Source organism: Yersinia alsatica (genome assembly GCF_025133195.1).
In the GTDB taxonomy this organism is placed as follows: Bacteria; Pseudomonadota; Gammaproteobacteria; order Enterobacterales; family Enterobacteriaceae; genus Yersinia; species Yersinia alsatica.
Window position 1 is genome coordinate 2,252,228 of record NZ_CP104006.1, and the last position, 21,283, is coordinate 2,273,510.

Sequence of the window (21,283 nt, forward strand, 5' to 3'; positions counted from 1 at the left end):
CATAGAACATCATCCAAATTGACCATTGTTTACCAACCAAGCATTGATAATGATAATTATATCGTTAAGATGAAGCGCTATAACTGAATGGGATTATTAAGTAACAAGCATGTTTAAACGACAACGCGCCGCAAAGTGGTTCCTCTGTCTGGCTTGCCTGGTCATACTGGTTTGTATGACTCAACGCATCGCCAGCTTGCACGCGTTGGAAAAAACTCTTCTATTAACATCATCATCACAGATTGTGGCCGATGGGGAAGAAGCACCGACACCTTGTGAACTGAGCGCCAAATCCCTACTGGCGTCACCGCCCGTGCTGTTCGAATTAGCGATTTTCTCTCTGGGTCTACTGTTGCTGTTGTTGGTGCCGATAGCGCCGACCAGTATGCGGTTCCCGCCACCCAGAGCCATCTCACCCAGCGGTTTACGGGTGCATCTAAGATTGTGCATTTTCCGAGAATAGCCAGACCCTTTGAATAACTGTATTTCATAACTCGCTGTTTTTCATAAAACTGCGTGTTGCGAATAACCATAGCGACATCATTGTTGCTGTGCTTAATTTATTCATGGAGAGATTAATGCGCAATTTAAGCAAGACAGCTTTGCTCTGTCTGTTGCTGTTGTGGATGCCAACCCTTTGGGCGGCAGACAGCGGCTGGTTGGTCAGTCCGCAAAATGACCATGCCAAAGTTCGGATTCATGCCGAGCCTTCGGTTGGCAATGAAACCCGAATGTTACTGACCGTCCAACTGGAAAAGGGGTGGAAAACGTATTGGCGTTCGCCGGGTGAAGGCGGGATTGCTCCCACCATAACCTGGGCGCCACCTCTTGAGGCGGTTAAGTGGTATTGGCCAGTTCCGCAGCGCTTTGATGTCTCTGGGATTTCGACTCAGGGATATCATGAGCAGGCGATGATACCGATAGTGATCTCCGGCAAAGTCCCCAATACATTGAGCGGAATACTGACCCTCTCGACTTGCAGCAATGTCTGCATTTTGACTGACTACCCGTTTAGCCTCGACCTTTCCTCGCCAGTCAGTGCGGAAAATCAACAGCAGTTCGAACATGATTTTGCGCAGGCGATGGGGCAGGTGCCCATTGCCAATGCTCTGACTAAGCAGATTCAGGCCGGTTTTAATCAGAGTGAAGTGCAAATTCTCGCCCAACGTGATGAGGGCTGGCAGCGGCCAGAGCTGTTCTTCGATACGCTCGAGGATGTTGATCTCGGCAAGCCGGTGGTTGCCGTACATGGCAATCAGTTATCGGTACGAGTGCCCGCAACCGATGGTTGGGGAGAGGGCACTGCAGACCTGCGCGGCAAGCAACTTACCATGGTGATTACTGATGGCGGGCTGGCGCAAGAGGCCACCGTGACTATCGGGCAAGCACTGACTTTGCCGCAATCCACGACGACTTTTTGGTCTTGGGTATTAATGGCGCTAGCTGGCGGGTTAATTCTTAACTTGATGCCTTGTGTGCTGCCAGTATTAGCGATGAAGCTAAGTTCGATTCTGCAAACTGAACATCAAACACGCCGTCAGGTACGCTGGCAGTTTCTCGCCTCAAGTGCCGGAATAGTCACCTCATTCTGGTTACTGGCCTTGTTGATGACCGCCTTGCGTTTAGGTAACCATGCACTTGGCTGGGGGATTCAGTTCCAAAACCCGTGGTTTATCGGCTTTATGGTGTTGGTCACCGCACTCTTCACCGCCAACCTATTTGGTCTATTCGAAATCCAGCTATCTTCATCGCTAAATTCGCGTATTGCCGCGCCACGGGTTGAAAAACCGGGCTTGCGCGGCATGGCGGGTCACTTTGGGCAGGGCGCACTGGCCACTTTATTGGCCACACCTTGCTCCGCACCATTTCTCGGTACTGCGGTGGCTTTTGCCTTGGCGGCGCCGTTGCCAGCACTGTGGGGTATTTTTACTGCCCTCGGCGTGGGTATGAGCCTGCCTTGGCTGGCGGTTGCCGCATGGCCAAAACTGGCTCTGTGTCTGCCGCGTCCCGGTCGCTGGATGAACCATCTACGAATTGCGATGGGCGTGCTGATGTTGGTGTCCAGTCTGTGGTTGTTGAGCTTGATGATCAGCCATGTTGGCCTGCAAACCGTAATGTTGATTGCCGGAATATTATTACTGGCGCTGTTGCTGGCTATTGGCTGGCGTTATGGCATTCGCATCGCCGCTATCGTCAGCCTAATAGGTATCTTGCTGGTGGGCGGGTTGCTGTTGGTAGGGTCGTTGACGGCTGATTTATGGCGCAAGCCGCTGCATGACAATATTCCGTGGCAACCATTAAGCGAGTCAGCCATTAAAAAGGCGCTGGCTGAGCATAAAAGGGTGTTTGTTGATGTCACTGCTGATTGGTGTGTGACCTGCAAAGTTAACAAGATACACGTGCTGATGCGTGATGATGTGCAGCAAGCCCTGCAAGCACCGGATGTGGTGGCGTTGCGCGGAGATTGGACTCGTCCCTCGGCGGATATCACTGAGTTTCTACGCGAACGCGGCAGTGTCGCCATCCCGTTCAATCAAATTTATGGGCCACAACAGCCGCAGGGAAAGGTACTTTCTCCTCTGCTGGATCGTGATGTTTTATTAAAAGTGTTGGCCGACGCTAAAGGAAATGAAAAATGAGAATCTTAACTGTGTGGTTGTTCCTGTTGTTTTCGACGCCATTGTGGGCCGCGGCTCCTTTTACGCCAGAACAAGAGGTACGTATCAAAGAACTGATCCGTGAAACGCTAATAGCGAACCCTGATATTTTGGAGCAGTCAGTCAATGCCTGGCAACAGCAAGCCAATGAAGCGCAAGGGCAACAACTGAGCCAGTTTATCGCCGCCAATAAGCAAGCTCTGTATCAGGACCCCGGTAGCCCACGGTTTGGTGCTACAGCCCCGCAACTGACGCTGGTGTCTTTTACCGATTACAACTGCCCATTCTGTAAAACATTTGATCCGCTGCTGGAAAAGTTAGTGAAAGAGTACCCGCAAGTGGCGGTGGTAATAAAACCTTTGCCATTTAAAGGTGAAAGTTCAGTCACCAGCGCCCGACTGGCACTGACATTGTGGCAACAGCATCCAGACCAGTTCTTGGCCTTCCATCAGCGCTTAATGGCGAAAAAAGGGTTCCACGATGCCAGCAGTATTGCGGCAGCGCAGAAGAAAACCGGGGTGACGCCGGTGGAGCCCAGTGAGCAAAGCCTGAATGTATTGCGCACTAACCTGAAACTGGCTGACCAACTGGGGGTTCAGGGCACTCCCGCCACCTTGATTGGCGACCAAATGATACCGGGCGCGATTTCTTACCAACAATTGGAGGAGATAGTAAAACAGCAACTGGCGCAGGCGGGTAAATGAGTCGCCTAAAACGCTGGGGTAAAGAGTTAGCCATTTTATTGCTCGTAGTGGCGGTGGTTTCACTGGGCATGGATTGGTTACGTAGCCCACAGGCACCGGCAGACTGGCCGGATACGGCATTGCCGACGTTGGCAGGGACGACGGTGTCCTTGCAGGAGATGAGTCAGGAAAAACCTTTGCTTATCTATTTCTGGGCGACATGGTGTGGCGTGTGCAAATTCACCACACCCAGTGTCAATCAGTTGGTACAACAGGGTGAAAATGTTCTGACTGTCGCCTTGCGTTCTGGCGATGCTGCTCAAGTGGATCGCTGGTTAAGTAAGAAAGGCTATCAATTGCCGGTGATTAATGATCCGCAAGGCCAATTATCGGCGCAATGGCAAGTCAATGTCACCCCGACGGTGGTGATTCTCTATCAAGGAAAGATGGTGCAACACACGAGCGGCTGGACCAGTTATTGGGGCATGAAGCTGCGTTTGTGGCTAGCATCCTTGTAATATAAAGCTATTTCATTTTATATGCCCGGTGTAGTTATACCGGGCTTTTTTGTGCCTGACACTGGCGAATTGCGCTACTCAAGCGCGCTATCCCTTGGGTTATCAGCTCTGGCGAATTAGCCGCAAAATTTAGGCGTAGGGTAAATTCGCCGCAGGACTCTTGTGTGTAAAATCCGCCTCCCTTTGCAAAAGTCACTCCCGCCTGCCAAGCCAGTGGCATTAGGCGCGAAACTGGCGCATTTTCAGGGAGTTGTAGCCAGATAAATAGCCCGCCATCCGGTATTTCAAACTGGCAATCGGGTGGTAAGGTTTGTGTGAGTGCGGCAGTCATCGCATCCAAATGCTGACGATACAAACGACAGGCCCGGCGCAACTGCTTGTCATAACGCCCGACCGTGACAAAGGCATCCAGCGCCCGCTGGATCAGGTTCGAACTGGTAAAACTATCGACATGCTTCAAACGTGCCAATTGTGTGTAGTGGGGTTGGTCCGCCACCAGATAGCCAATCCGCATGCTTGGCAACAACATTTTGGAAAAGGTGCTGACATAGATAACTTCGCCCGGAGCGGCAAGCGAACGCAGTGACGGCAACTTTTTACCGCTATAACGCAGGTCACCGACATAGTCATCTTCCAAAATCACCACTCCCGCCGCTCGGGTCATCTGCAATAGCTGGTGGCGGCGGCTTTCACTCATACAGCGGCCGGTCGGGTTATTAAAGTTGGGGATGCAATAGATAAGTTTGGGCTGATGTTTAACCAATAGCGCGGGCAGGGTATCCAGCTTCATACCCTGTTGGTCACTGGGAAGTGCCACGATATTCACTTTATGCAGGTGGAACAGGGCTAAGGCTTCGGCATAGGTAGGCTCTTCGACCAAAACGGTATCGCCGGGTGCCAGCAGTGATTGGCTAACCAAACTGATGGCGTGTTGCGAACCATTGGTTATCAGCAATTGCTCTGGTCGCGTCGGGATACCTTGAGCAGAAAGAATCCGATTGAGTGTATCGCGCAGTGGATAGTAACCGCAGTAATCGCCATAGCTGAAGGCCTCTTCGGCATGACGGCGCAATATGGATTGCAGAATTTTGCGAAATTCATCCAGCGGGAAAATCTTCGGGCTGCCAATCCCGGCGGCGAAATTGATGGTGTCCGCAGGTAAGGGAATATCAGCATAACCGTCGAGTCGCGAGGTTACGGTAGTAAAACGGTCGAGTGGAAATTCGCCTTGTAATAGTGGCTGTGGCTGGCTGAGCGGTGGCGGGAGATAGCGCACATAAGCCCCGCTGCCACGGCGTTGCTGTAACAAACCTTTCGCCGCCAACTCGGCATAGGCATTATCCACGGTTAGGCGACTCACCGATAATTCTGCCGCCAAAGTGCGGGTAGAGGGCAATTTATCGCCGTCGGCAAATACACCACTGAGAATAGCCCGGCGTAGCGCCTCTTCAATTTGCAAATACAGTGGAATGTCTTGTTGCCGGTCTAATGGAATGTGCATGTGATTGCGCCTAAAGTGGCTCACTTTAGAAAAGAGACTTTCACTATACCCAATGTTAACAAGGCTTCAAGCAAGAAAAAGTGGCCTGTATTAATCAGTGGGGAAGTGGCTCTGGTCGCCCAAAAACGTCAGCGTAAAATTGCATCCCATTAATTGATGTTGTAAATCTAATGAGGCTGTTATGGCAATACCGGCGGGATTACCCCCATCAACGATGGCTACGCCGCTGACCGGCGGTGTTTTTTTTACCGGTAGACGGCAAGGCTATATCTTGGCGATTATCAGTGCCATGTTATTAGGGTTTACTGGCATTATTATTCGCATTCTGACGGCACATTATCATTTGCCAACATCAGTTTTGGCTTTTTGGCGCGCAGCATTAGTGGCGGCGGTGTTATTGCCGATTCTATTAGTGACCAAGCCGCAGTGGGCTAAATTACGCCGCGACCAAGTGAAATTCTATCTCTCGTATGGGCTATTGCTGGCAGTATTTAATGGCTTATGGACAGAATCTGTTGCCTTAAATGGCGCATCAATCTCCACGATTCTGGTTTATTGCTCTGTGGGTTTTACGGTTTTTCTTGGCTGGATTTTTTATCACGAATATATGGGCTGGCGTGAGCTGCTGGTGATTATTATCAGTCTGCTGGGCTGCTTTTTAGTCAGTGATGGAGTAAATATCACGGCGACAGACTTTAATTTTATCGGCCTATTTATTGGACTGGCATCGGGAGTGGGTTATAGCTTTTATACCTTAGCCGGGCGAATTGCCACCGACCGTCGTTATCCGGTGTGGAATACGATTTTATACGTGTTTGGTTTTTCTGCTGGTTATCAATTGATATTTAATCAGCTGCTGCTGTGGTTCCCGGTACAGGGGTTACAGCAAATGGTGGGGAATTTATTTTTCTTATCCATGGGGGCCGAGGGCATCCAATGGTCGGGGTGGTGGCTATTACTGATTTTGGCCGCAGGCCCCACATTACTGGGGTTTGGCCTGTTTAATCTTAGTTTGAAAACATTGCCGCTGGCGGTTGCCAGTCTATTGTTAACCCTGGAATTGGTGTTCACCGCAGTAATTGCTTATTTTCTGCTGGGGGAAGTTTTATCCGCATCACAATTGCTTGGCAGTGCATTGGTATTATTGGGGGTCTTAATGTTGCACAGGAAAGATAATGCGCAATTAGGGGGCGAGATAGTGGCAGATAATAACGCCACTATCTCATCTTGATATTTATTGGGTTACTTTTCGTCGTAGTGGGGTGCGCAGGCGCTGAGCTAATATCACCCCAGCCAGGGTAATGCCGCCGCCAATCAGATGGTAACTGTGCAATTGCTCATGCAGGAAGCTCACGGCAATAATTGCGGTAAACACCGGGGTTAGGTTCATAAATATCGACGCAGTATTCGCCCCTAACCGCATCACGCCATGAATCCATAAATAAGGTGCAATAATGGAGGCGGGAATACCGGCGAATAAGACCAATGGGATATTTTGCGCGGTCAGTTGCACATCTGGAGCCAATAAGAAGTTAGGCAACAACAGCACTACACCAAAGGCGATTTGCATATAAAGAGATTGCCAGTTGGGTAATTGAATCGCCCAACGTTTGGTTAATACGCCATACAGGGCATAGGATGCCGAGGCACCAAACATCATCAATTCACCCTTACCAATTCCCTGTTGCAACAGTTGTGCCGGGTTGCCTGCACTGACCAGCCATATTAATCCCCCGAGTGACAACACACTGCCCAGCGCAATGCCAACGGTAGGGGCGACGCGTAACAGGACAATACTGATCAGCACGGTTAGCAGCGGAATCAATGAGCTAAGGATGCCCATAAATAGGGCGCTAACACTGTGGGCTGCGTAGTAAGCCAGACTTTGGTACAGCACCATGCCCAACAGCCCCAGAATCATCAGCTTCCACCAATAGACCCGTATTGCTTGCCAGTTGCGGATGACACCCAGCAGTAAAAATGGCGTCAACGTTAGGAACGCCAAGACCCAGCGATAGAAAGAGATCGCCGCCGGATCAATAGCTGTGGCGGATATCTTGCTGACAACGGCATTGATTGACCAAATAATCACTGCGAATAAGGGGAACAACACATTCATGCGAAAAATTCTCATCCATAAACTTATGCGATGTAGTCTACAGTTGTCTGATTTATTCTATATACTGATAATCAGACAATAATTGCTGCGATTAGGACAATTTCAGCTGGTGGATGTGTTGCCACAGAAGAGTGTTGACGATGAAAAATCCCGATTTTCCGGTGGTTGCCGCCACTGCGCCGCAGAATTTATCCTTCCGCTGCGAGATTTATAATGCCAATACCGAATTTCTGCTGCACACCCATGCCTACGGGCAATTGATATGCGTTAAATCAGGTGTGCTGGCAATGAATATCGGCGGCCAGCGTTTTTTGGCACCCCCAGAGTTCAGTGTCTGGGTACCGGCTGGAGTGGAACATTCCAGTTATAACCGCAAACCGATGCATTTTCGTGCCATTGATATCGCGCAGGCGCTTTGCGATGAGCTACCGGATTCTGCTTGCCTAATGCATATCAGCCCGATTTTTAATGCCATCGTCGAGGATTGCTTCTCGCGGGGTTTATTGATGCCGGAAAGCGAACAAGATATGCGTTTAGCTCGCGTACTGATTGATCAACTCAATAAATCGCCCGTTCAGCGCACCTATCTGCCGACTTCACAAGACAAGCTGCTGTCACCGGTATTAACGGCACTGGAGCGCTGTCCAGCGGATAATACCTCATTGGCGCTGTGGGCCAAACGGGTCTATACCACCGAACGAACGCTATCACGCCGCTGTCAGCAAGAGTTAGGTATGGCGTTTAGTGAATGGCGGCAACGGTTACGTTTTTTACATGCTATTTCATTGTTGGAACAAGGAAAAACCGTACAAAGTGTAGCGCTGGATGTGGGTTATAGCTCGGCCTCTGCGTTTATTGCTATGTTTCAGCAGATTTCTGGCACCACTCCCGAACGTTTTCGTCGAGCTTGAGGCCGGGGAGTTAGCTGCAACGCCACATTTTTTGGGTATATACTAAGCCCCCTGTTTGGTAGGGCAGTAAGCTGCCGGAGAACAACGTGAAGATTCTGGTTGATGAGAATATGCCGTACGCGGAAACACTATTCCAGCGGTTAGGCGATGTACAGGCAGTGCCGGGGCGACCTATCCCCCTTGATGCATTGGCTGGTGCAGATGCGCTGATGGTGCGCTCGGTAACCAAAGTGAATGAGGCATTGCTGCAAGGCACCTCAATTGGCTTTGTGGGGACGGCGACCGCCGGTACCGACCATGTCGATGATAACTGGTTACGGCAACAGGGTATTGGCTTCTCTGCCGCACCGGGTTGCAATGCTATTGCGGTGGTGGAGTACGTCTTTTCCGCCCTGATGATGATGGCTGAACGTGATGGTTTCCAACTGCGCGATAAAACCGTCGGTATTATCGGTGTCGGTAATGTGGGTTCACGGCTGAATGCCCGCTTGCAAGCTCTGGGGGTTCGCACCTTATTGTGTGATCCTCCACGTGCGGATCGTGGTGACAATGAGACTTTCTGGCCACTGGAAAAACTGGTGCGCGAGGCGGATGTTCTCACCTTCCATACGCCACTGAATAAAACCGGAGCCTATCAAAGCCTGCATATGGCTGATGATGAGCTGCTGGCTGCTCTGCCAGATGGCCGTATTTTGATTAATGCTTGCCGTGGTGCCGTGGTAGATAACGCTGCCTTGCTCCGTGCGCTGGAAAAAGGCAAAAAACTCAATGTGGTGTTAGATGTGTGGGAGCCAGAGCCGGAGCTATCTCTGCCGCTGTTGGCCCGTGTTGATATCGGCACCCCGCATATCGCCGGATACACGCTAGAAGGCAAGGCGCGTGGCACCACTCAGGTATTTGAAGCTTTTAGTCAGCATCTGGGGCAGCCGCAATCGGTAGAGCTTGCCACACTCTTGCCAGCGCCAGAATTCAGCCAATTGCAATTCAACGGCGAGCTGGATGAAGGCAAATTAAAACGATTGATGCACTTAGTGTATGATGTGCGCCGCGATGATGCGCCGCTGCGGCGTGTTGCTGGCCTGCCGGGCGAATTCGATCGTCTACGCAAGCACTACCAGGAACGCCGCGAGTGGTCATCACTTTGCGTGCAGTGCGACAATGCTGCCAGCGCCGAGCTGTTACAGAAATTAGGGTTTACCGCTCAGTTACGCTAACGCGCTATATAAATTAATCATTACTGAATATCAGGCGGTATTTTACCGCCTTTGTCTTATCAATCATTAGTGGAGAAAACCAACATGTCTGACGGCTGGAATATTGCTCTGTTAGGAGCAACGGGCGCAGTAGGTGAAGCTTTGCTGGAGCTATTAAGTGAGCGCCAGTTCCCGGTTGGTGAATTGTATCCTCTGGCTAGCGAGCGTAGCGCCGGTGCGACCGTGCGCTTCAATGGTAAAAGTTTGCTGGTCGAAAATGTCGCTGAATTTGACTGGTCTCAAGCACAGTTGGCTTTCTTTGTCGCCGGCCGTGAAGCCTCCGAACAATATGCTGAAGAGGCAGGAAATGCGGGCTGTTTAGTTATCGACAGCAGCGGCTTCTTCGCCATGGAACCAGACGTTCCGCTGGTGGTGCCGAGTGTGAACCCGCAAGTTCTGGCAGATTATCGCAATCGTAATATTGTTGCTGTAGCCGATAGCCTGACTAGCCAGTTACTGACGGCCATTAAGCCATTGACAGAACAGGCTGGTTTATCTCGCCTGCATGTTACGGCGCTGATTTCTGCTTCTGCCCATGGCAAAGCGGCGGTGGATGATCTCGCTGGGCAAAGTGCCAAGCTGCTCAATGGTATCCCTGCCGAGCCGGGTATCTTCGCTAAGCAATTGGCCTTTAACGTGCTGCCGCTGCTGGCTGATGAAGAAGGCAGTGTGCGTGAAGAGCGCCGTCTGGTGGATCAAGTGCGTAAAGTGTTGCAAGACGAAGGTTTGCCAATCTCAGTGAGCTGCATTCAGTCACCGGTATTCTATGGTCAGGCGCAGGTGGTTCATCTGGAAGCTTTACGTCCAATCTCTGCCGATGAAGCGCGTAGCGAATTGGAAAGTTGTGAAGATATCCAACTATCTGAGGAAGATGACTATCCTACCCAGGTCAGTGATGCTTCTGGCAGCGATGTGCTGAGCATTGGTTGCGTGCGCAATGATTATGGTATTCCTGAAGTGTTGCAGTTCTGGTCGGTTGCCGACAACATTCGTTTTGGTGGTGCATTGATGGCGATTGAAACGGCGGAGCGCCTGTTGCAGGAGCAACTATACTGATGTCCGAACTTGAGTTGGCTCAGCCAGAACATCCTGCGGCTGAAGCTGCGGGTATAAAAATCGCGCTGGGCATCGAATACAATGGCAGTCGCTACTTTGGTTGGCAGCGCCAGCAAGAAGTGGCCAGTGTGCAAGCTTGTCTTGAAGCCGCGTTATCAAAAGTGGCTAATGAACCTATCGGCGTATTTTGTGCTGGGCGCACGGATGCTGGTGTACATGCCACCGGGCAGGTGGTTCATTTTATCACCACGGCGGAGCGCAAAGATGCGGCGTGGACTATGGGGGTCAATAGCCATTTGCCGCCAGATATTGCCGTGCGTTGGGTGAAAACAGTTGCTGATGACTTTCATGCCCGCTTTAGCGCGACAGCTCGCCGTTACCGCTACATTATTTTTAACCATCGCTATCGCCCGGCGGTTTTGGCGCAAGGGGTAACCCATTGCTATATGCCGCTGGATGCCGAAAAAATGGAACAAGCAGCCCAATGTTTACTCGGTGAGAATGATTTTACCTCGTTTCGTGCTGTGCAGTGTCAGTCCCGCACACCCTGGCGAAATGTAAAACATGTCAAAGTTACCCGACATGGCGCGTATATCGTGGTAGATATCAAGGCCAACGCTTTTGTTCATCATATGGTGCGTAATATTGTCGGTAGCCTGATCGAGGTGGGTTGCGGTAATCAGGACGTTACCTGGATGGCTGAGCTGTTGGCACTGAAAGACCGAACACGTGCTGCGGCGACCGCGAAAGCCGAAGGGTTATATTTAGTTGCGGTTGACTATCCTGAACATTTTGCGTTGCCAAAAGCGCCGATGGGGCCACTTTTTTTAGCGGATGATTGATTTATAGCCTCACTTTTATCCAATAGTTTGTGAGTTTGGCCGACAGATTACATGGGGTTAAGGAATACCTAAGGAAGTTCAGCTAAGCTCGCTCAATTAAAGATTAGGCTCGTTTACCTCTCGAGAGTATTTATGGAATTTATACATTTCGTTATTGATTTTATTTTGCATATTGATGTTCATCTGGCGGAGCTGGTTGCGCAGTATGGGGTTTGGGTTTATGGCATTTTATTCCTGATTTTATTCTGTGAAACCGGCTTGGTGGTTACGCCATTCCTGCCGGGAGATTCTTTGCTATTTGTGGCCGGCGCACTGGCCTCATTGCCTTCCAATGATCTTAATGTTCACATTATGGTGGCTCTGATGGTGACGGCGGCCATTCTGGGGGATGCCATTAACTACACCATTGGCAGGGTGTTCGGTGAAAAACTATTCAGTAACCCGGATTCCAAAATTTTTCGCCGCAGTTATCTGGATAAAACCCACCAGTTTTATGAAAAACATGGCGGTAAAGCGATTATCTTGGCGCGATTTGTACCGATCATTCGTACTTTTGCACCGTTTGTCGCCGGTATGGGAAAAATGTCCTACCGTCATTTTGCCGCGTATAACGTGATTGGGGCATTGGTATGGGTATTGTTATTCACCTATGCTGGTTACCTGTTTGGTAATGTGCCTATCGTACAGAACAATCTGAAATTGCTGATTGTCGTCATTATTGTAGTATCAATTTTGCCAGGTGTATTCGAGGTTTGGCGGCATCGGCGTGCCGCGGCACGACAGAAAAATCAGTAAAAACGTTACCTAAGCCGAGGGTTCGACCAGTTTTTTATCTACACTGTCGAGCCAATATGGTTTAATGAGTGACATTTATGGTCTGTTCCTGCGGACAACCCGAGTATCAGTGCCTTAGTTACGCTGTACCAGCGTATATCTTAGGCATTTTTTATTGGGTCGTTTTCAGGGAGATGGTTAAAGCATGAACAGCGGACTGGCAACAGCCAGGTTCAAACAGAAAGGTCATCGATGAGCTGGATTGAACGAATTCTTAACAAAAGCAATATCACACAAACCCGTAAAGCGAGTATTCCTGAAGGGGTGTGGACGAAATGCGACAGTTGCGGTCAGGTACTTTATCGTGCCGAATTAGAGCGCAATCTGGAGGTTTGTCCTAAGTGTGATCACCACATGCGTATGTCAGCCCGTGCACGGTTGCATATGGTGCTGGATGCAGGCAGTGAAGTTGAATTGGGTAGCGAGCTGGAGCCAAAGGATATCCTGAAGTTCAGGGATTCCAAAAAGTATAAAGACCGCATTTCTGCCGCACAAAAAGATACCGGCGAGAAAGATGCTCTGGTTGCCATGAAAGGCACCTTGCAGGGTATGCCGATTGTTGCCGCTTCATTTGAATTTGCCTTTATGGGCGGTTCAATGGCGTCAGTAGTTGGTGCTCGCTTTGTTCGTGCGGTAGAACAGGCTCTGGAAGATAATTGCCCATTGGTGTGTTTCTCTTCCAGTGGCGGTGCTCGTATGCAGGAAGCATTGATGTCTTTGATGCAGATGGCAAAAACCAGTGCGGCTTTGGCAAAAATGCAAGAGCGTGGTTTGCCGTATATCTCGGTGCTGACTGACCCAACCATGGGGGGAGTTTCTGCCAGTTTGGCGATGTTGGGCGATATTAATATTGCTGAACCAAAAGCATTGATTGGCTTTGCTGGCCCGCGGGTTATCGAACAAACCGTGCGTGAGAAACTGCCGCCGGGCTTCCAGCGCAGTGAGTTCTTGATTGAAAAAGGCGCTATCGACATGATAGTTCGCCGCCCGGTTATGCGTCAGACGCTGGCCAGTATCTTGTCTAAATTGACACATCAACCGCAACCAAGTGTGGTTGAGGCTAAGGCCGATGCTGCTACGACTGATAATCAGACTGATGCCTGATTAACCCAACGGGCACTTCCCTGATAAGGTGGTGCCCGGTTATTGTGCATTATCGTAGCTTAAGCTCTCGAGCTTTAAGTCAGAAATTAGAAAAGGCCAGTGACGGGACTCATGAACAATCATCTCATTCCCCAAGCCACGTCGCCTTTGGCCGCGTGGCTTTATTATCTTGAACGTTTGCACTCTCAACCAATCGAGTTGGGTCTGGAACGTGTTAAACAGGTTGCTGAGCGTCTGGATTTGCTTAAACCTGCCCCTAAAGTATTCACCGTTGCCGGCACCAATGGCAAAGGCACCACTTGTTGTACCCTGGAATCAATTTTACTGGCGGCGGGGCTGCGAGTCGGGGTCTACAGCTCACCTCATCTTTTGCGTTATACCGAGCGTGTCCGTATTCAGGGGAAAGAGCTCTCTGAAGCAGAACACAGCCACTCTTTTGCTCAAATTGAAGCCGGGCGTGAAGGTATCTCACTGACTTACTTCGAATTTGGTACCTTATCGGCACTGCAATTGTTTAAGCAGGCTAAGCTTGATGTGGTGATCCTCGAAGTGGGGCTGGGTGGGCGCTTGGATGCGACCAATATTGTCGATTCTGATGTTGCGGCTATCACCAGCATCGCCATAGATCATACTGACTGGCTGGGGTTTGATCGCGAGAGTATTGGCCGTGAAAAAGCCGGGGTATTCCGGGGTGGAAAACCTGCCATAGTGGGTGAGCCCGATATGCCACAGTCCATTGCTGATGTCGCCACGCAGTTAGGGGCGCAGCTGTACCAGCGTGATAAAGCCTGGCAGTTCAGTCAACACGACCAAAGCTGGGACTGGCAATGTGACGGCCGCCAATGGCACAATTTGCCGCTACCGAATGTCCCGGTAGCAAATGCGGCGACGGCACTGGCGGTGCTGCATTATTCTGGATTGCCCTTGAGCGAAGACGTTATACGGCAGGGCTTACAAGCCGCCAGTTTACCCGGGCGTTTTCAGATAGTCAGCGAACAGCCTTTGTTAATTCTGGATGTTGCTCATAATCCTCATGCTGCACGTTATTTGACTGACAAACTCGCGCAATTGCCGAAGCAGGGCAAAGTTCGGGCGGTAGTGGGGATGCTATCAGATAAAGATATTGGCGGTACGCTGGCGTGCTTATCTGAGCAAGTTGATGAATGGTACTGTGCGCCGCTGGAAGGGCCGCGTGGGGCCAGTGCGGAGCAGCTAGCCGAGCATCTCGCATCAGCACGCCAGTTCAGTGATGTAGCAACCGCCTGGCGTCAGGCGATGCAAGATGCAGGATCACGGGATGTGGTCATTGTCTGTGGATCTTTCCATACGGTTGCTCATGTGATGGCTGCATTGAATCTGTGACAGCATTAAGTTTGTAACGGCCGGATTGGTAAAGGTACCGGGGTCTGTAAAGGAATTGAAGGAGTTCGAGTGGCAAGTAAGTTCCAGAACCGTTTAGTCGGGACCATTATTCTGGTGGCCTTGGGGGTGATTGTGCTGCCGGGGCTATTAGATGGTAAAAAGAAGCATTATGAGGATGAGTTTGCTGCCATCCCACTAGTGCCAAAACCCGGTGATAGCCAAGAAATTGATGCGGTTCCGCCGGTCAGTCAGCCTTTGCCTATTGCGCCGCCGGAAGGTGCTGCGCAAGCCGTGGATGTCCCCAAAGATGATTCCGTTTCTCAGGCTGCTAATGATGCCGGTAATCTGCCATCTGAGCCGACGATTGTGGCACCGCCAGCCATGCAAAGTAAGCCGGTTGAGGTGAAACCTGTGGAGAAGAAACCGGTCGAAGTTAAGCCGGTAGAAAGTCGGCCAATTGAACCAAAACCGATTCCGGTCGAGAAAAAACCGCAGGAAGTTAAACCAAAACCTGAGGTGAAACCAGACGTTCAGCCGGAGAGCAAACCGGCCACTGAAGAAAAAGCACCGGTAGGGCAGGCTTATGTCGTCCAACTGGGGGCGCTGAAAAATGCAGCTAAAGTGAATGAAATTGTTGCAACGTTGCGTCTGTCAGGTCACCGGGCATTTACGGTGCCAGCGACGCCGGTTCAGGGCCAAATTACCCGGTTGTATGTCGGGCCGGATGCGTCAAAACAGAAACTGCAATCGGCTTTGCCAGAACTTAACTCATTGAGTGGCTTGAGTGGGCAGGTTCGGCCTTATAGTACCGGGCGTTAAAGTTTGACCAAGGGTTAAGATATCAGGGTGTACGGGGTTCTAGCGGCTTCGTTGGTGCGGCGATTGTTGTTTTTAAAATCGCCGCACTTTAATTTGTCGCGGGTAAGAATTCCCCTACGCAAACGTTTTCTTTTTCTGTTAGAATTCGCCGCGAACAGGATGCAGCGGCGATTTCGTCATTGGAATAGTCATGGTCTGGATTGATTACGTCATTATAGGGATTATCGGATTTTCTGCTTTAGTCAGCTTAATCCGGGGTTTTGTCCGTGAAGCATTGTCACTTGTAACATGGGGATGTGCGTTTTTTGTTGCCAGCCATTTTTACGCTTATCTTGCTGTCTACTTCACTCGTTTCGAGGATGAAGTGGTGCGCAACGGAATTGCTATCGGCATTTTGTTCATCGCGACATTGATCGTCGGGGCTATTGTTAACTATGTGATTGGTTCACTGGTTGAACGTACTGGGTTATCAGGGACTGACAGGGTGCTGGGGATCTGTTTTGGGGCGCTGCGAGGTGTGCTGATTGTCTCTGCCATGTTGTTCTTTCTGGATACATTTACCGGTTTCTCACAGAGTGTTGACTGGAAGCAGTCACAATTAATCCCGCAGTTCAGTTATATCATCAGGTGGTTCTTTGACTACCTGCAGAGCACGTCGAGTTTCTTACCGAATCAATTACCGATTCGGAGCGGCTTATGAGGAAAAGACAACATGTGCGGTATTGTCGGTATCGCCGGTTTTGCACCGGTAAACCAGTCGATTTATGATGCGTTGATGGTGCTTCAGCACCGAGGCCAGGATGCTGCGGGCATCGTTACCATTGATGCCCATAATGGGTTCCGGCTGCGTAAAGCAAACGGCTTGGTGAAGGATGTATTTGAAACCCGGCATATGCTGCGCTTACAGGGGAATATGGGGATTGGCCATGTTCGTTACCCGACAGCAGGCAGCTCCAGCGCTTCCGAGGCTCAGCCTTTCTACGTTAACTCACCGTTTGGCATCACTCTGGCTCATAACGGTAATCTGACTAACGCTCACCAGCTGAGAAAGAAATTATTCGAAGTTTCTCGCCGTCATGTGAACACCACTTCTGACTCAGAAATTCTGCTGAATATTTTTGCCAGTGAATTGGACCGTTTCCAGCATTACCCGTTGGAATCTGACAACATTTTTGCCGCTGTTGCCGCTACTCATCAGTTAATCCGTGGGGCATATGCTTGCGTCGCGATGATTATTGGCCACGGTATGGTCGCATTCCGTGACCCTAACGGTATTCGTCCGCTGGTGATTGGTAAACGCACTTTAGCTGATGGTCGCAATGAATACATGGTGGCGTCTGAAAGTGTGGCATTGGATACCCTTGGCTTCGAATTCCTGCGCGATGTAGCGCCGGGTGAAGCGGTGTACATCACCGAAAAAGGCCAGTTGTTCACTCGGCAGTGTGCTGAAAATCCGAAATACAATCCGTGCTTGTTTGAGTATGTTTACTTTGCTCGTCCAGACTCCTTTATGGACAAAATTTCGGTTTACAGTGCGCGCGTGCGTATGGGCCAGAAATTAGGGGCAAAAATTGCCAAACAGTGGGAAGACATGGATATTGATGTGGTTATTCCTATCCCGGAAACCTCTTGCGATATCGCACTGGAAATCGCCCGAATTCTGGATAAACCCTATCGCCAAGGGTTTGTGAAAAACCGCTATGTTGGCCGTACTTTCATCATGCCGGGCCAGCAGGAACGCCGTAAATCAGTACGCCGTAAACTCAATGCCAACCGTGCAGAATTCCGCGATAAGAATGTGTTATTGGTGGATGACTCTATTGTGCGAGGCACGACGTCGGAACAGATCGTTGAGATGGCGCGTGATGCAGGGGCGAAGAAAGTCTATTTCGCGTCAGCTGCTCCTGAAATTCGCTTCCCGAATGTGTACGGTATTGATATGCCAAGCGTCAATGAATTGATTGCTCATGGTCGTGAAGTCGATGAGATTCGTCAGTTGATCGGTGCAGATGCGCTGATTTTCCAAGATCTGACTGATTTGATTGAGGCTGTACGTGAAGATAACCCTGATATCACTCAGTTTGAGTGCTCCGTCTTTAACGGCGTTTACGTCACTAAAGATGTAGATCAGAGCTATCTGGAGTATCTGGAGTCGTTACGTAACGATGATGCTCAAGCATTACGTAATCATAACGAAGCAGAAAATTTAGAGATGCATAACGAGGGTTAATATCTCCTTCATCTCTCAAGCTGCAGGTGTGTTGGCTGCGTCCTCGTTGCTAACAACCTTGCCGCGTGAAGCCCGAAGAGTATCAATGAATCAAAAAGGTGCAACCGACGTTCAGACGCGGTGCACCTTTTTTGTTATTGACTCGGGTCGCTATTCTGGATTGCTCACCACCTAAGACAGTAAATCGGCCTGATTTCTGGTTATACTGTGGATAATTCTTTATCCATCATTTGCTTGAGGCAGTTCCCATGAAACGACTTATTATCGGCATCAGTGGTGCCAGCGGTGCCATTTATGGTGTTCGGCTGTTACAGGTGCTGCAACATGTCGAGGGCGTGGAAACCCATCTTATTCTCAGTAATGCGGCCCGTCAGACCTTAGCACTTGAAACCGAGTTCAGTGTGAAAGATGTGCAGGCGTTAGCGGATGTTGTGCACGATTCTCGTGACATCGCCGCTTGCATATCATCTGGCTCATTCAAAACCAGCGGCATGGTCATTTTACCTTGTTCAATCAAAACATTATCTGGCATTGTCCATAGCTATACCGATGGCTTACTGACCCGTGCGGCGGATGTGATATTGAAAGAGCGCCGCCCCTTGGTGTTATGTGTGCGCGAAACTCCGCTGCATTTAGGTCACTTACGCCTGATGGTGCAAGCTGCCGAGCTGGGAGCGGTCATTATGCCGCCAATGCCAGCGTTTTATCATCGGCCACAAAGTATTCAAGATATTGTCGATCAGACGGTTAACCGAATTATCGATCAATTTGATATTGAGCTGCCTAAAGATCTGTTTATTCGCTGGCAAGGTTCAAATTAACATTATTTCCCTTAATTGATACATTTGTGCAACATCGCACTGAAATAGGGCGAATTATGCACCACAATGATGCTGTGTTAGGACGCATGCTGGTGCATGGCATTCGCATTCAGTTTCTGTTCATGGCCCGATGCCCGCATTTAGTAGTGATTATGCTAAGAAATCGGTGATGGAATTTGCTTTCCCTCCCAATGATTACTGGCACGATTACTGCAAATTGATTTATGAACGCTCTGGGCTGTACAGAAAACTAACGCGCTTTGTGGCATCGAAAATCAATTTGAGGGTTATGTATGAATAAGAAGATTTTGGTTCTGCCTTTAGTATTAGCATTGGCTGCTGCCAGCAGTGCTTTTGCCGCCATTCCTAAAGATATCAAAATTGGTACAGATCCAACTTATGCTCCTTTCGAATCAAAAAATGCCAGTGGTGAGTTGGTCGGTTTTGATATCGATATAGCAAAAGAATTATGCAATCGGATTGATACCAAGTGCACTTTTGTTGAGAGTGACTTTGATGCATTAATCCCGTCGCTGAAAGCTAAGAAAATTGATGCCATTATCTCCTCGCTCTCAATTACTGAAAAACGCCAAAAAGAGATTGCCTTCACCGACAAACTCTACGCCGCCAATGCCCGTTTAATCGCCACTAAAGGCAGTACCATTGAGCCGACTTTAGTCGCCTTGAAAGGCAAACGTGTCGGGGTATTGCAAGGCTCGACTCAGGAAGCTTTTGCCAATGCTGAGTGGCAACCAAAAGGTATTGATGTCGTTGCTTACCAAAATCAGGATTTAATCTATGCCGACTTAGCCTCTGGTCGCATTGATGCGGCTTTCCAGGATGAAGTTGCCGGTAGTGAAGGTTTCTTGAAACAAGAAGTAGGTAAAGGTTATGCCTTCGCCGGTCCATCAGTGAAAAATGATCAATTCTTTGGTGTAGGTACCGGTATGGGCTTGCGTAAAGATGATGTCGAACTGAAAGCCGCGCTGGATAAAGCCTTTGCTGAAATACGCAAAGATGGCACTTACGACAAGCTCGCGAAAAAATATTTCGACTTTGATGTTTACGGCGGTTAATCCTATTTGCCGCTATGGCCTCAGCCTATTCCGGCTGGGGCCAACACAGAGCAATTAACCAGACTCCTTACTCAGTAAAACAGGATAACCCAGATGCTGGATGGATATTCGAAACTGATATTTGAAGGTGCGCTGGTGACGCTGGAGTTGGCACTGTGCTCAGTGTTGCTATCAGTGATTATCGGCTTGATTGGTGCCGGTGGAAAGTTATCATCAAACCGGTTGTTATCTGGCTTGTTTGAGTGCTACACCACGCTGATTCGCGGTGTACCTGATTTAGTTTTGATGCTGCTTATTTTTTACGGTTTGCAGATCACCTTAAACACCATTACTGAATCACTTGGCTTTGAACAAATTAATATTGACCCTCTCTCTGCTGGGATTATCACCCTCGGTTTTATCTATGGTGCCTATTTCACCGAAACTTTCCGTGGTGCTTATATGGCCGTTCCGGCTGGACAAATTGAAGCCGCAAGGGCATTTGGTTTTAATTCCAGCCAGATTTTCCGCAGAATCATGTTCCCTGCCATGATGCGCTATGCCTTGCCGGGTATTGGTAATAACTGGCAAGTCATCCTCAAAGCAACGGCATTGGTCTCTATTTTGGGACTGAATGATGTGGTCAAAGCCACACAATTGGCGGGAAAGGGCACTTATCAACCCTTCTTCTTTGCATTGGTGGCCGGTGTGGTTTATCTGGTCTTCACCACGGTCTCGAATGGTGTTTTGCTCTGGTTGGAACGGCGCTATTCCCATGGGGTGAAGAGGGCTGAACTATGATTGATATTCTGCATCAATATTGGCAAGCCCTGCTTTGGAGTGATGGCTACCGGTTTACCGGGCTGTCCGTTACGCTGTGGCTATTAATATCCTCCGTGGTGATGGGCGGATTGTTAGCTATTCCTCTGGCCGTGGCACGAGTGGCTGAAAAGCGCTGGATTCGTTTACCCGTCTGGGTCTTTACCTATATTTTCCGTGGTACGCCGCTCTATGTGCAATTATTGGTGTTCTATTCCGGCGTGTACAGTTTGGAGATTATCCGAGGTAACGATCTGCTGAATGCATTTTTCCGTAGCGGATTAAATTGCACTATTTTAGCGCTGACACTGAATACTTGTGCTTATACCACCGAGATTTTCGCCGGTGCTATTCGTTCGGTTCCTCATGGTGAAATAGAGGCAGCTCGCGCTTATGGTTTCTCACGTTTTAAAATGTATCGCTGCATTATTTTGCCTTCTGCACTGCGTATTGCTTTACCGGCCTACAGTAATGAAGTTATTTTAATGCTGCATTCCACCGCGTTGGCCTTTACGGCCACGGTGCCAGATATTCTGAAGATAGCTCGTGATATTAACGCTGCGACTTATCAGCCGTTTTATGCATTTGGTATTGCTGCCGTACTTTATCTGATTATCTCCTTTACGCTAATTAGCCTGTTCCGCCAGGCAGAGAAACGTTGGCTGGCACATATAAAACCTCAGGCATCGCATTAAGTAC

21 protein-coding genes are annotated in these 21,283 nt (G+C 49.5%); 19 read left to right on the forward strand and 2 right to left on the reverse strand.

All coding sequences use genetic code 11. The features are described 5' to 3' along the window. Window positions 1-109: 109 nt before the first annotated feature. The 4 genes from N0H69_RS10015 (at window position 110) to N0H69_RS10030 (ending at window position 3,858) form a co-directional block, all read left to right on the forward strand. Window positions 110-463 carry a hypothetical protein gene (locus N0H69_RS10015; protein ID WP_050106065.1) on the forward strand — a complete coding sequence of 118 codons (354 nt, stop codon included), beginning with the start codon at window positions 110-112 and terminating at the stop codon, window positions 461-463. Window positions 464-578: 115 nt separating this feature from the next. Beyond that, entirely contained in the window at window positions 579-2,639 is a 2,061-nt protein-coding gene (locus N0H69_RS10020) for a protein-disulfide reductase DsbD family protein (RefSeq protein ID WP_050150966.1), read from the forward strand. Continuing rightward, window positions 2,636-3,361, forward strand: coding sequence for a DsbA family protein (locus N0H69_RS10025; protein WP_050150969.1), 726 nt, complete (start codon window positions 2,636-2,638; stop codon window positions 3,359-3,361). The genes N0H69_RS10020 and N0H69_RS10025 overlap by 4 nt, the downstream gene beginning before the upstream one ends. Then, window positions 3,358-3,858, forward strand: coding sequence for a protein disulfide oxidoreductase (locus N0H69_RS10030; protein WP_050106068.1), 501 nt, complete (start codon window positions 3,358-3,360; stop codon window positions 3,856-3,858). Before N0H69_RS10025 ends, N0H69_RS10030 begins: the two co-directional genes overlap by 4 nt. Window positions 3,859-3,892: 34 nt before the next feature. Here the strand turns inward: N0H69_RS10030 and pdxR are convergent, their stop codons facing one another. Then, window positions 3,893-5,359: a MocR-like pyridoxine biosynthesis transcription factor PdxR gene (gene pdxR, locus N0H69_RS10035; RefSeq protein ID WP_050150971.1), complete on the reverse strand. Its 1,467-nt coding sequence runs from the start codon at window positions 5,357-5,359 to the stop codon at window positions 3,893-3,895. A gap of 181 nt (window positions 5,360-5,540) precedes the next feature. Here pdxR and N0H69_RS10040 point away from each other — a divergent pair, with 181 nt between their 5' ends. After that, window positions 5,541-6,590: a DMT family transporter gene (locus tag N0H69_RS10040; protein WP_050150973.1), complete on the forward strand. Its 1,050-nt coding sequence runs from the start codon at window positions 5,541-5,543 to the stop codon at window positions 6,588-6,590. 3 nt (window positions 6,591-6,593) lie between these two features. Here the strand turns inward: N0H69_RS10040 and N0H69_RS10045 are convergent, their stop codons facing one another. Then, the gene (locus N0H69_RS10045; protein ID WP_050120828.1) at window positions 6,594-7,478 is read right to left on the reverse strand and encodes a DMT family transporter; all 885 of its coding nucleotides are present in this window, start codon (window positions 7,476-7,478) and stop codon (window positions 6,594-6,596) included. 140 nt (window positions 7,479-7,618) lie between these two features. On the opposite strand from N0H69_RS10045, the gene N0H69_RS10050 reads away from it, so the two are divergent. From N0H69_RS10050 to N0H69_RS10115, 14 genes are all read left to right on the forward strand, one after another. Then, window positions 7,619-8,389, forward strand: a complete 771-nt coding sequence (locus N0H69_RS10050) for an AraC family transcriptional regulator (RefSeq protein ID WP_050150975.1) — start codon at window positions 7,619-7,621, stop codon at window positions 8,387-8,389. Window positions 8,390-8,475: 86 nt separating this feature from the next. After that, window positions 8,476-9,603 carry a 4-phosphoerythronate dehydrogenase PdxB gene (gene pdxB / locus N0H69_RS10055; protein WP_050150977.1) on the forward strand — a complete coding sequence of 376 codons (1,128 nt, stop codon included), beginning with the start codon at window positions 8,476-8,478 and terminating at the stop codon, window positions 9,601-9,603. Between the two features lie 84 nt (window positions 9,604-9,687). Continuing rightward, window positions 9,688-10,698: an aspartate-semialdehyde dehydrogenase gene (locus N0H69_RS10060; protein ID WP_050106074.1), complete on the forward strand. Its 1,011-nt coding sequence runs from the start codon at window positions 9,688-9,690 to the stop codon at window positions 10,696-10,698. Then, window positions 10,698-11,540 (forward strand): tRNA pseudouridine(38-40) synthase TruA, encoded by an 843-nt coding sequence (truA, locus tag N0H69_RS10065; RefSeq protein WP_050150979.1) that lies wholly within the window; start codon window positions 10,698-10,700, stop codon window positions 11,538-11,540. Before N0H69_RS10060 ends, truA begins: the two co-directional genes overlap by 1 nt. Before the next feature lie 132 nt (window positions 11,541-11,672). Further along, a complete protein-coding gene (locus N0H69_RS10070) occupies window positions 11,673-12,335 on the forward strand; it encodes a DedA family protein (protein WP_050106075.1) in 663 nt (220 codons plus the stop codon). 231 nt (window positions 12,336-12,566) lie between these two features. Then, on the forward strand, window positions 12,567-13,478 hold the full coding sequence (accD, locus tag N0H69_RS10075; RefSeq protein WP_050150981.1) for an acetyl-CoA carboxylase, carboxyltransferase subunit beta: 912 nt from the start codon (window positions 12,567-12,569) through the stop codon (window positions 13,476-13,478). Window positions 13,479-13,589: 111 nt separating this feature from the next. Continuing rightward, entirely contained in the window at window positions 13,590-14,840 is a 1,251-nt protein-coding gene (gene folC / locus N0H69_RS10080) for a bifunctional tetrahydrofolate synthase/dihydrofolate synthase (protein ID WP_050150982.1), read from the forward strand. A gap of 69 nt (window positions 14,841-14,909) precedes the next feature. Beyond that, window positions 14,910-15,659, forward strand: coding sequence for a cell division protein DedD (dedD, locus tag N0H69_RS10085; RefSeq protein ID WP_050106078.1), 750 nt, complete (start codon window positions 14,910-14,912; stop codon window positions 15,657-15,659). Window positions 15,660-15,849: 190 nt separating this feature from the next. Continuing rightward, complete coding sequence (cvpA, locus tag N0H69_RS10090; RefSeq protein ID WP_050106079.1) at window positions 15,850-16,359, forward strand: colicin V production protein; 510 nt, start codon at window positions 15,850-15,852, stop codon at window positions 16,357-16,359. A gap of 12 nt (window positions 16,360-16,371) precedes the next feature. Next, window positions 16,372-17,889: an amidophosphoribosyltransferase gene (gene purF, locus N0H69_RS10095; protein WP_050106080.1), complete on the forward strand. Its 1,518-nt coding sequence runs from the start codon at window positions 16,372-16,374 to the stop codon at window positions 17,887-17,889. Between the two features lie 248 nt (window positions 17,890-18,137). Then, entirely contained in the window at window positions 18,138-18,710 is a 573-nt protein-coding gene (locus N0H69_RS10100) for a UbiX family flavin prenyltransferase (RefSeq protein WP_050106081.1), read from the forward strand. Window positions 18,711-19,003: 293 nt separating this feature from the next. Further along, window positions 19,004-19,786, forward strand: a complete 783-nt coding sequence (gene hisJ, locus N0H69_RS10105; protein WP_004708840.1) for a histidine ABC transporter substrate-binding protein HisJ — start codon at window positions 19,004-19,006, stop codon at window positions 19,784-19,786. Window positions 19,787-19,879: 93 nt separating this feature from the next. Next, complete coding sequence (locus N0H69_RS10110; RefSeq protein WP_004708838.1) at window positions 19,880-20,566, forward strand: histidine ABC transporter permease HisQ; 687 nt, start codon at window positions 19,880-19,882, stop codon at window positions 20,564-20,566. Next, window positions 20,563-21,279 carry an ABC transporter permease gene (locus tag N0H69_RS10115; RefSeq protein WP_050120836.1) on the forward strand — a complete coding sequence of 239 codons (717 nt, stop codon included), beginning with the start codon at window positions 20,563-20,565 and terminating at the stop codon, window positions 21,277-21,279. Before N0H69_RS10110 ends, N0H69_RS10115 begins: the two co-directional genes overlap by 4 nt. Window positions 21,280-21,283 lie beyond the last annotated feature (4 nt).